This is a genomic window from Brevibacillus sp. NRRL NRS-603, assembly GCF_003013445.1.
In the GTDB taxonomy this organism is placed as follows: Bacteria; Bacillota; Bacilli; order Brevibacillales; family Brevibacillaceae; genus Brevibacillus; species Brevibacillus formosus.
The window spans coordinates 86,452-97,663 of the sequence record NZ_PXZN01000019.1 but is presented as its reverse complement, the minus strand read 5'-3'; the positions used below and the strand labels follow the sequence as shown (position 1 = coordinate 97,663).

The 11,212-nt window shown below is 49.3% G+C and carries 11 protein-coding genes; 5 read left to right on the top strand and 6 right to left on the bottom strand.

What is annotated here, in order from left to right:
* Positions 1-28: 28 nt before the first annotated feature.
* On the bottom strand, positions 29-1,786 hold the full coding sequence (locus tag C7R94_RS18385) for an adenine deaminase C-terminal domain-containing protein (RefSeq protein ID WP_106783521.1): 1,758 nt from the start codon (positions 1,784-1,786) through the stop codon (positions 29-31).
* Between the two features lie 192 nt (positions 1,787-1,978).
* Between C7R94_RS18385 and C7R94_RS18380 the strand changes: the two genes are divergently transcribed.
* The 4 genes from C7R94_RS18380 to C7R94_RS18370 all read left to right on the top strand — a co-directional run bounded on the left by C7R94_RS18380 (position 1,979) and on the right by C7R94_RS18370 (position 4,446).
* On the top strand, positions 1,979-2,518 hold the full coding sequence (locus C7R94_RS18380; RefSeq protein WP_106783512.1) for a YgaP family membrane protein: 540 nt from the start codon (positions 1,979-1,981) through the stop codon (positions 2,516-2,518).
* 18 nt (positions 2,519-2,536) lie between these two features.
* Positions 2,537-2,671, top strand: coding sequence for an EYxxD motif small membrane protein (locus C7R94_RS30845; RefSeq protein ID WP_255322517.1), 135 nt, complete (start codon positions 2,537-2,539; stop codon positions 2,669-2,671).
* A gap of 171 nt (positions 2,672-2,842) precedes the next feature.
* Positions 2,843-3,226 (top strand): MarR family winged helix-turn-helix transcriptional regulator, encoded by a 384-nt coding sequence (locus C7R94_RS18375; protein ID WP_047072325.1) that lies wholly within the window; start codon positions 2,843-2,845, stop codon positions 3,224-3,226.
* An 11-nt stretch (positions 3,227-3,237) separates the two neighbouring features.
* Positions 3,238-4,446: an MFS transporter gene (locus tag C7R94_RS18370; RefSeq protein WP_106783509.1), complete on the top strand. Its 1,209-nt coding sequence runs from the start codon at positions 3,238-3,240 to the stop codon at positions 4,444-4,446.
* Between the two features lie 59 nt (positions 4,447-4,505).
* Here the strand turns inward: C7R94_RS18370 and purD are convergent, their stop codons facing one another.
* The 3 genes from purD to C7R94_RS18355 all read right to left on the bottom strand — a co-directional run bounded on the left by purD (position 4,506) and on the right by C7R94_RS18355 (position 7,971).
* Positions 4,506-5,783 carry a phosphoribosylamine--glycine ligase gene (gene purD, locus C7R94_RS18365; protein WP_106783507.1) on the bottom strand — a complete coding sequence of 426 codons (1,278 nt, stop codon included), beginning with the start codon at positions 5,781-5,783 and terminating at the stop codon, positions 4,506-4,508.
* Positions 5,784-5,862: 79 nt separating this feature from the next.
* Positions 5,863-7,413: a bifunctional phosphoribosylaminoimidazolecarboxamide formyltransferase/IMP cyclohydrolase gene (purH, locus tag C7R94_RS18360; protein WP_106783503.1), complete on the bottom strand. Its 1,551-nt coding sequence runs from the start codon at positions 7,411-7,413 to the stop codon at positions 5,863-5,865.
* Positions 7,414-7,593: 180 nt separating this feature from the next.
* Positions 7,594-7,971, bottom strand: a complete 378-nt coding sequence (locus C7R94_RS18355) for a hypothetical protein (RefSeq protein WP_106783501.1) — start codon at positions 7,969-7,971, stop codon at positions 7,594-7,596.
* Between the two features lie 525 nt (positions 7,972-8,496).
* On the opposite strand from C7R94_RS18355, the gene C7R94_RS18350 reads away from it, so the two are divergent.
* Positions 8,497-9,432, top strand: coding sequence for a magnesium transporter CorA family protein (locus tag C7R94_RS18350; protein WP_106783498.1), 936 nt, complete (start codon positions 8,497-8,499; stop codon positions 9,430-9,432).
* Positions 9,433-9,492: 60 nt separating this feature from the next.
* Here C7R94_RS18350 and purN read toward each other — a convergent pair whose 3' ends face one another.
* Positions 9,493-10,101: a phosphoribosylglycinamide formyltransferase gene (gene purN / locus C7R94_RS18345; protein WP_106783495.1), complete on the bottom strand. Its 609-nt coding sequence runs from the start codon at positions 10,099-10,101 to the stop codon at positions 9,493-9,495.
* The gene (gene purM / locus C7R94_RS18340; RefSeq protein ID WP_106783493.1) at positions 10,095-11,135 is read right to left on the bottom strand and encodes a phosphoribosylformylglycinamidine cyclo-ligase; all 1,041 of its coding nucleotides are present in this window, start codon (positions 11,133-11,135) and stop codon (positions 10,095-10,097) included. The genes purN and purM overlap by 7 nt, the downstream gene beginning before the upstream one ends.
* Between the last annotated feature and the right edge of the window lie 77 nt (positions 11,136-11,212).

Here is an 11,212-nt window from a genome sequence, read left to right as displayed (position 1 = left end):
ATTTACAAACAAAAAAAAAAACACTCCCTTAAGGTAGAGGAAGTGCCGGAACGACGATTTGTCCGCTCTTCACGTCGACAATCCCTGTTGCCGTTAGACGTGCATACGGCAAGTGGGTAGCCGTAAAAAACAAAAGCGAATAAATCGGATCGAGATGGACATGCCCTTTGGAGCGGAGCTGATTTACCAAATTTTCACCCATGCTGATTACTTCCTCCATCGGTGCGGACGCGAATTTTCCAGCAAGAAGCAATGGGCATTCGCAGATGATTTTTCCTTCATCGATCAGGACGACCCCGCCTTTTATTGCCCGAATACGCTCCAGTGCTTGCGCCATCGCTTGGGGATCGCGTCCGATTACGATCCAATCGCCAGAAGCTGAATAGGTGCTGGCCAGCCCTTCGAGATGCTTGCCGAAGCCGTGAAGCACTGCCATTGTTCGGTTGCCTCCAGTCGCGTCAATAATGGCGATCAATGCCAACTGCGGATCATGCTGCAAGGATACGTATCCATCCTGATCAACGGGCATGTCCTCTAGCGACAGCCGCGTGATCACGGCATTCAGCATCTGTAGCACAGGGGCCTTGCCGTCCTTATCCGGGCGCAAGCGGAACCAATCGGGATGTGCCTGCTTTTTCAATGGATCTGTCAAACGTAACGAAGCTTCCTCCCATTGTGGCTGAACGGTTGGGACGAGCAGGGTTCCTTTTTCCGCCACCCGTTGTCCATTCGCAATCACGATGGATGGAGTCGGTCGATCCTTTGCCGGTAACAACAGCATATCAGCGATTCGACCCGGCGCAATTCCTCCGATCTCCGCGTCCAGCCCATAATAGACAGCCGGGTTCAGCGTCGCCATGACATACGCTTCCTCTGGCGGCATCCCCGCTTCAATGGCAACACGGATCGTACTATCCATGAACCCGTCTCGATGCATCGGCGGCGTGCTTCCATCCGATGTCAGCATCATCCGTGAAGACCACGGAACCCCCAACTCCAGCCAGCCCTTCACCAGCTCCGGAAGATCAGGGCGAATAGAGGAATGGCGCAGAGTCGCATACATGCCTAAACGGATACGCGTCAGCAAATCGGCTGCATGGATGGCCTCATGACAAGCTGTTACGCCGGCTGCTGCGGCAATGTTCAATGTCTCGTAAGACGCTCCCGGATGATGCCCCTCCATCCTTTTGCCCAAGTCCCGCGTATGCTTCAAACCAAAAAGCAGCGTCTCATCCTCTTGTAAAACACCGCCCCAATTCGTCAACTCCCCACCCTGGATCACACGTGGATGCTCCAGCATTCGCGCCAAATTTTCCTTGGTGAACGACGGATGAGCTTTCCCTGTCTGCGGATCGAGTCTGCCCCAGAAAAATTGCTTCACGGGATGTGCTGCCAAAGAATCCATGATTGCTGACGTTTGTGAAAAGGGCAGATGCATGAGCATTAACGTGTCCGACACCATCCCAGTCGTTCCCGTTTGCAAAGCAAAGTCAGCCAATGTGTAAGGGTTATACCATTGAAATGGATGCGCGTGAGGCTCGATGTAACCCGGGACGAGATATTGCCCAGCCGCCTCCATAATCACGGTCTGGTCATCGACCAACGGCTCTTTTTCTCCTACATAAGCAATACGTTCTCCTGCCACTACGACGTGATGCTCTTGCCATTCTTTTGTGTACACATTCAGAACGCTTGCACCTTTTATCCAAAGGCTTGCCGGTGCCTGACGTCTGCTCACGCGAATCATGTTCAAGTAATCACGATCTGATATGGCTCGTACGCGCATCATTTCTTCTCTCCTTGCTGGTCTCCCGATTTTTTTAAAAAATGAACGACCGTTCATCGCTCTCTACAGTTCGCTGTCCATCATTCGTTCCCCTGCAAGCTTGGTAATGGTAGTAACAATTCCCACGGGTGTCTTGTCGCCCATTATTACACACTAGGGAATAGACGTAATTGCGACAGGAGGACAACTCTCATGCATAAAAACGTAGGTAGAACTGATGCCTTGATTCGTATGACTGGCGGTCTGTTGGGCTTGGCATACGGCATCGGAAGAATGAGTCGTCGCCCATACAATACTCCATGGCTGCTCATGGCTTTTTCAGCAATGAAAGTAGCAGAAGGAGCTACTCGCTTTTGTCCGATGTACGCAGCGATGGGCATCAACACGACAAAAGGGAATGGCATACAGGGCATGATGGATCAGCTCAAGAAAAAAGGCGTGCAGATGGCAGTCAACCAGTTTACCCGCTCCATGAATATTGCGCCCATCAAGGACTCGAATAACAGCCAAGATGATGAGAGCAACACGCCAGCAACAGCGAATAAGGCAAACATACAGTATTCTGCAAGCCCACAATTATCGAAGAACCAGGAAAAACAATCCATCAACAATCAGCAAAACACGAAGCTTACTCCAGAGGATCAACTTCTCGAAAAAGCGGCAAGGGAGATCATCTCTTTTCGCTCCCAAGAAAATAACAACAGCAGCAATCCATACCCCACGTACACATAAGGAGAGGAGGCACCGCATATGCTTGTCGGCCCCCAGATGTATGAATGGATGTCCCATAACTTCTTTGTTATTGCCACAATCATTGGCGTCATCGGCGTAATGGGTTATTACTTCTTTCGCACCTCGCGAAAAAGAGGGAGATATCGTCAGTAAAGGAGCAGCAACCAACCGCCTGTTATTGGGCGGTTTTTTCCATTTACAAAAATAATTGTTATACATATAATTGTCGTTGCAAGTATTTTTGAACGAAAGAGGGTCATTCCCCTGATCGATCATTGGCAAAAAGAACCGGTTGGATTTCTCATCGGAAATACATACCGGAGAATGATTCATTATGTTTCCCATTTTTTAAAGGAGTTTGATTTGACCACGGAGCAGTTCGCCGTCCTTTATCGGCTACGAGAGGAAGAGGGCATCAATCAAAAAGAGCTGGCCCAGCGCTCTGCCAAGGATCAGCCTTCGATGACACGCATTTTAGACACACTCGCCAAAAAAGGCTTTATCGAAAAGACGTTGAGCGAACAGGACCGCCGCGCCTACATCATTACCCTTTCCCCAAAAGGACGGGAATGGATTGAGCAGGCGATTCCTGTAGAGGCTCAGGCCGTTGCAGACATTTTGGAGGGGATTTCTCCTGAAAAGCTGGCTTTCTTGCGAGAAATCTTGCTTGAGATTAACGAGAACATCAATAGAAAAACGACAGACTAGGAGTGACAGCATTGGGAGAGAGTAGAGAGAGACTGTGGACGAGAGATTTTGTCCTGTTAACTGTATGCAATTTGTTGTTGTTTCTCACCGTTCAAATGCAGACCCCTACCTTCCCTGCCTATGTGAAGGAAGCGTATCAGGCCAATGATTTTGTTGTCAGCCTGGTTATTAGCTTGTTTTCACTTGCAGCAGTGATCGCAAGGGTGTTTACCGGGGAAGCGTTGAAAACGAAAAGCAGTAAGCTCTTGGCGATTGTAGCACTGGGATTCGTCGCGATTTTTAGCGCAGGCTATTACTGGGCGGGAAGCATTGTTTTCTTTCTTCTGCTGCGAATCTTGGTCGGCATTGGCTTTGGGATGGGCAGCACGACCTTTCCGACGATTGTCTCCAATGTGATTCCTGCTAGACGAATCGGTGAAGGCATGGGGTATTTCGGCTTATCGACCAGCTTGGCTATGGCACTCGGCCCGTTGATTGGACTTGGAGTGTTAAATGGGTTTGGATTCGGATCGATGCTTATGGTTCTCGTATTGTTAGTTGCTATTATTTTTCCGTTGATGCATTTTATCCGTGCCTACAATCAGCTTCCTGTGTCGTCAGGGAACGCACAAACTGTCACAGGCATTCGCCGATTTTATGATAAAAAGCTGCTGCTACCAGCTGTACTGAATTTTTGTTTGTCCATTACGTATGGCGGGATTCTCAGCTTTTTGGCCTTGTACGGAAAAGAAGCCCACATTGAGAATGTCGGCTGGTTTTTCCTTACGAATGCACTGGCGATGGTGTTGATTCGTCCGTTTTCCGGCAAGCTGTATGATCGCAAAGGACACATTGCTGTCCTGCCTCCGGGTGCGATTTTCGTCGGGGTCAGCCTCTTGCTCCTGTCCCTGACCACGACAGAGTCCTTGCTTCTCGTCTCTGCTGCCTTCTACGGGCTTGGCTATGGCATGATTCAGCCATCGATCCAGGCGTGGATGGTGAAGGTCGTCACACCTGAGCAACGCGGCATGGCGAATGGACTGTTCTTTAATTCCATCGACCTGGGTATCGCGGTCGGCTCTATGCTCCTCGGCGTCATCGCGACACATTCGAGCTACTCTGTCATGTACCGCTGGTCGGCGGCTTGCTTGCTGCTGTTTCTCATTGTTTATTTCCTTTCTCAGGTGTCTGCGGCCAAAGCGAAAAAAGCAGCCATCGCGAGTGAAAACATGGGCATGTAATAACTAAAAAAGCTGTTCCCCAAGTAGAATTTTCTACCGGAGGAACAGCTTGTTCTTTTTTATCCCTTTTGCTGATATTTCATCGCTCGTGCCGCAATATCCGTGCGATACTGCGCCCCATCAAACGAGATCCCTTGCACCTTCGCGTACGCTGTCTCACGCGCTTGCGCCAAATCTGCTCCTGTTGCCACGACGCCAAGCACACGGCCACCGCTCGTAACGATTCCTTCCTCGGTTTCCTTCGTACCTGCGTGAAACACCGTAGCTCCCTCGTTTGCCTGACCCAGTCCGTGAATCAACGCGCCCTTTGGATATTCTCCCGGATAACCCGGCGCTGCCATGACGACACAGACAGCACTTCCTTTTTGCCATGTCACATCGACTGCATCGAGCTCGCCATTGATTGTTCCGACAAAAATATCGAGTAAATCTGTTTCGAGCAATGGCAAGAGCACCTGTGTCTCTGGATCGCCAAAACGCGCATTGAACTCCACGACTTTTGGGCCTTGCTCCGTAATCATCAGACCTGTGTAGAGAATGCCTTTAAATGGAATGCCATCCTTGGCCATCCCTGACGCCATCGGCTGGACAATCGTTTTGACGATCTCGTCCACTAGCTCAGCAGACATTTGCGGTACCGGGGCGTATGTTCCCATTCCGCCTGTATTCGGGCCGCGGTCATCATTGAAGATTCGCTTATGATCCTGAGAAGTAATCATCGGCTTAACTGTCTCTCCATCGACGAAAGACAACAGCGACAGCTCTTCGCCAAACATGCACTCCTCAATGACCACACGCGCTCCCGCTTCACCAAAGACGCTTTCCTGCATGATCTGACGGAGTGCCTCTTCTGCTTCTTCCACCGTCTCTGCGACAACGACCCCTTTCCCCGCTGCCAAGCCATCCGCTTTGACGACGATAGGAGCCCCCTGCTCTCTTACGTACGCACTCGCCGATTCATAATCCAGAAACGATTCATAGGCCGACGTCGGAATATCGTAGCGTTTCATTAAACTTTTCGCAAAAGACTTGCTGCCCTCGATCATTGCCGCTTTTTGGTTCGGGCCATAGATCGGCAGATTGCGCTCCTGGAAAAAGTCCACAATCCCTGCCAGCAATGGATCTTCCGGGCCAACGACAGTCAGATCAATTCCTTCATCCTTGACGAATTGAACCAGTGCAGCAAAATCATGGACGCCGATCGGTACGTTTTGCGCGATTTGGGCGGTGCCTCCATTTCCCGGTGCACAGTATACCTTTGTCACTTTAGAACTCTGCAACAGCTTCCAGGCAATCGTGTGTTCTCGACCGCCGCCACCGACCACTAATATTTTCATTGTATTTCCTCCTGTGTGAGAGGTAATCCACTCTTTCATACGTGTTAAAAAAGCGAAAGTTACTCCCGAATAGCCTCTTTTAGTGCTTGAAATGACGCGTGCCGGTAAAGATCATCGCAATGCCCGCTCGGTTGCAAGCATCAATCGATTCTTGGTCGCGAATAGAGCCGCCTGGCTGGATGATAGCCGTAATCCCCGCTTTGGCTGCCGCCTCCACGGTATCTCCCATCGGGAAATACGCATCCGAGGCCATCACTGCGCCACTTGCCAATGCACCTGCTTGTTCGATGGCGATTTTCGCTGCCCCAACGCGGTTCATCTGGCCTGCACCCACGCCGATGGTCATATTGTCTTTTGCCAAGAGAATCGCATTTGATTTGACGTGCTTGACGACCTTCCACGCGAATTTCAGCTGTGCCAGTTCCTCTTCCGAAGGCTTGCGGTCTGTGACCACTTGAATCTCGCTTTCTTCGAGCTGCTTGTAGTCGAAGTCTTGAATGAGTGCCCCGCCTGCAACAGGAGCCACGCGGAACAGATTGTCCACTTTTTTGGCTGGTTCATTCAGCGCAGGAATACGCAAGAGACGCAGGTTCTTTTTCTCAGCCAGAACAGCCAACGCCTCGTCGGTGAAGTCTGGTGCGATTATAATTTCCAAGAAAATCTCTTTCATCGCAAGTGCGGTGTCACGGTCAATCGGGCGGTTTGCTGCCACGATCCCACCGAAAATAGAGACAGGGTCTGCTTCGTACGCTTTTTGGTAAGCGTCGCGAATATCAGTGCCGATCCCTACTCCACAAGGGTTGGAGTGCTTGATCGCAACGACAGCAGGTTCAGCGAATTCGCGTACAATCGCCAACGCTGCGTCTGCGTCATTGATGTTGTTATAGGAAAGCTCTTTTCCTTGCAGTTGACTCGCATTCCCGATGCTCAACTGATCGGACAACGGCTCACGGTAAAATGCCGCACGTTGATGTGGATTTTCTCCATAGCGTAAATCCTGTGCTTTCTCGTAAGTCACCGTGAAGCTCTCAGGCAGCAGTTCGCCCACCTGCTCACTCAAATAGCGAGAGATCAGTGCATCATAGGCAGCTGTATGACGGAAAACTTTTGCAGCCAGCTTGCGACGGGTTTCTAGCGTAGTATCGCCATTTGCTTCAATTTCTTCTGCTACTTTTTCATAATCGGCTGCATCGACTACTACACTGACGAACGCGTGATTTTTCGCAGCAGAACGCAGCATCGTTGGTCCACCAATATCAATATTCTCAATGGCATCTTCATATGTCACGTCTGGCTTCGCTATTGTTTCCTTGAAAGGATAAAGGTTCACGACAACCAGATCAATGGTCTCAATCCCAAGGTCTTTTAGTTGCTGCACATGTGCTTCACTGTCCCTTACAGCCAAGAGACCGCTGTGGATATTGGGATGCAACGTTTTGACGCGACCGTCCAATATTTCTGGAAATCCAGTCACTTCAGAAATGCCAATGACGGGAACTCCCTCTGCTTTTAAAAGAGAAGCCGTACCACCGGTAGAAATAATCTGTACCCCGGCGGCTGCCAATCGACGGGCAAACGGAATCAATCCTGTCTTGTCAGAAACGCTGATCAACGCTTTTTTCACACTCACGGATAGAACCTCCTGAATTTTAGTGAAAACATGAGTAACTATTGACCAAAACACGAACAATACTTACTTATTATAAATTAATTGTACGCTATTATCAATAACTTCGTCAGGAAAACAAACGCAGCCGCCCATGCCTGTTCGGCACTTGCGACTGCATCACCTGCATTTGCTTTGATGAGGTTATCGTTTTTTCTTGCCTTTGCCTGATAGCTTTTTGACGCGATCTGACAGTAAGACTGTTTTGCTTTTGGCAGTCGCCCTGATTGGCTTGATCGGCTTCTTCGACTTGCGGCTCTTCGCCTTTACTTCTTTGGGCATTAAGTTCCCTAGCTCTTCCATGGAGATGGATTGGCCGTCTTTTACACGATCTCTGACGCGCTCTTTTGTTTCCTCTGGCACTTCGAATCCCATATTTCCCAGCTCATCGAGCAGCGCATCTACATTGGCTCCTCCCTTCGGCATTTTTTCCGCTAGCTTCATAATATCGTTAAGCGTCCATTGCCGCCCTGTTTTTTGGCTTAGCTTATCGAGCAAGTTCGAAACAAAATCTCCGCTCAAGTCGGCCCCTCCCTTTGTGGGAATATCCCTCTCTTACTGTATGTCAAAAGAGTTGATTTGGTTTGTCATGATTCGCGGAAGAAGAATAGCAGCAAAATAGGGTGAGTGGGTCATAGTTAGAAGCCGACACCGTACGAAAGGACATGAATACCATGCATGTAGGACGAGAAAAACATGATCGGCCTAGTCAATCATCGTTGTATAGTGCCAAAGCTCTCGTAGGGGGAGAAAAAGTGGTGTTATTTTGTGCACTTTTCTAACCCTCTGGATTTCCGCTGGAGGGTTTTTATTTTCGAAAGGGGGGAACGTTTTTATGGACAGTAGTCCAAGTTGCGGAATGAATAACTGCAATCAGTATTGTATACGGAGAATTTTCCGGCCTTGTGGCGCTGCGGCATGTTCCCCATACCTTATTTGCCATTCTCCCTTTGTATGGGACAAGTGTATGTAAGTATCTTTATCTAGACATGCTTGCGCAACATGGTCGTATTCCTCCGATCCTACTTGCGAAAGGATGAGAAAACCATGTTGAACATTTACAAAACGAATACCATAGGGAAAATAGAAGAGCTGCTCCAATTTGAAAAAGGCTGCTGGATTCATTTGATCGATCCTTCTGAGCACGAAAAGCAACAAGTCGTCAGGGACTTGTCGATTGACCCTCAATTTTTACAGGATGCCCTTGATGACGAAGAAATCGGACGGATCGACAAGGACGGAAACCGCGTGATGCTCTACGTAGACATCCCGATTTCCACGAAGGAAGGGACGAAGGACAACTACACGACAGTTCCGCTGGGAATCATGGTGATGGAAGATTATATCTTAACCGTTTGCCTGGTAGAAACGGCTGTCATGAAAGAGTTCATCCAAGGAAAAGTGAAAAGCTTTCACACACACATGCGAAACCGGTTCGTTCTGCAAATTTTATCAAATGCATCCCACTATTATTTGCAGTACTTGAAAAAAATCAACAAGCAGACAGAAATGCTGGAAAAATCGTTGCGGCAATCGACGAAAAACAATGAACTGCTTACCTTGCTTGAATTGCAGAAAAGCCTTGTTTATTTCTCGACGTCCCTGGAAACGAACAGTCTGTTGATTTCCCTGCTTCGGAGCGGCAGTTATTTGAAAATGTACGAAGAAGATAAGGAATTGCTGGAAGAGGTAAAAATTGAAACCAAGCAGGCTATCAAAATGACGGAAATCTATACCGCCATTTTGGGGAACATCATGAATGGCTTTGGCTCCGTCATCTCCAACAATCTGAATCGCGTATTGAAGCTGTTGACCGCCATTACCATTGTCATCACCTTACCTATGGTGATCGGCACCTTTTACGGGATGAACGTCGCACTTCCTTTTCAGAATCATCCGCACGCATTCACGATTATTATGATCATGGCTACCACCATTACGTCCGTAACAGCCCTCCTGTTTCGGAGAAAGAAGTATTTCTAAAACGGATGACCAAAAAACCGACATCGCAAAAGGATGTCGGTTTCTTCTCTATCTCTTGAATTACGTCAGCTGGACAAGCCTTCCTTCCAGCTTCACTCTCTCTTCTGCTAAATAGCCAATGACTCTAACCAGAAGCTCATGCTCCACAGCATGTATGCGAGCCGCCAAAGTCTCAGCCGTATCTGCTTCTGACACCGCTACGGGAATCTGGGCAATGATCGGCCCTGTATCCAGACCGGCATCAACCAGATGTACCGTTACCCCCGTTATCTTTACCCCATAAGCAAGCGCCTGACCAATCGCGTCTTTTCCAGGGAAAGCAGGCAAAAGCGACGGATGCAGATTGATGATTTTTCCTTCATAGGATGACAAAAGAGTGTCGCCCACCAAACGCATGTAGCCTGCCAGCACAACCAGCGATATATCGCGTTTTTGGAGCTGCGCCACGATTTCCTGCTCAAAAGCAGCCTTGTCTGGATACTCCTTCGGTTGAAAAACAAAGGCGTCGATCCCTAAACGCTCTGCACGTTCCAAGACCTTGGCACCAGGCTTGTCGCACACGAGCAATGCAACTTCTACACCTGCGAGCCTGCCGTCCTGTACAGCCTGCACGATCGCTTCAAAGTTGGAGCCGCTGCCTGAGGCGAAAATGGCCAGCTTTCTCACCATTCCACCCCGTTGTATACGACTTTGCGCTCTCCCGCTTGAATATGTCCGATCAAATACGCCTGTTCTCCCAGCTCTTGCAGCTTTTCCATAACACTCACTGCGTCTTCCGGCTTCACGACGAGCATCATGCCAATGCCCATATTGAACGTTTTGTACATATCTGGGTAAGAGATGTTACCCGTCTCTTGTACGAGCTCAAAGATCGGCAGCACTGGCCAGGAACCAACGTTGATCACAGCCTGCATTCCTTCTGGAAGCACGCGTGGAATGTTTTCGGTAAAGCCGCCGCCTGTGATGTGTGCCAGAGCCTTCACTTCATGTGACTCAAGAACGGATAACACTTGCTTCACGTAAATGCGGGTCGGTGTCAGCAGCTCTTCGCCGAGCTTTTTTCCTAATATGTCAACATGATCATGCAGGGACATGCCTTTGTCTGCCAAAAGAACCTTGCGAACGAGCGAGAAACCGTTGCTGTGCACGCCGCTGGAAGCCAGACCGATTAGTACATCGCCTGCCGCCACGGAAGCCCCGGTAATCATTTTGCTCTCATCCACGACACCTACGGTAAAGCCTGCGATGTCGTATTCGCCTTCTGCGTACATTCCAGGCATCTCGGCAGTCTCCCCACCAATCAACGAGCAGCCGGACTGGGAGCAGCCTTCCGCGATCCCTTTGACAATCGCTTCGATTTTTTCCGGAATGACCTTATCTACTGCCAGATAATCGAGGAAAAAGAGCGGCTCTGCCCCTTGAACCACTACGTCATTGACGCACATAGCGACAGCGTCGATGCCGATTGTATCGTGTTTGTCCATGGCAAAGGCGAGCTTCAGCTTGGTTCCTACCCCGTCTGTGCCAGAAACGAGAATCGGCTTCTCGTATTTTTTGGTATCCAGGCGAAACAGCGCTCCGAACCCGCCCAAATCAGTCAGAACTTCGGGACGGAATGTACGTTTGACGTGCTTTTTCATGCGTTCTACGGCTTCGTTGCCCGCATCGATGTCTACGCCAGCTTGTTTATATGCTTCACTCATCGTTTCTCCCCCTAGCAAGAGGTGCTTGTATTAGCGGTTGTTCAAAAAGTCATCTTTTGATCACGAAGTAATCATGA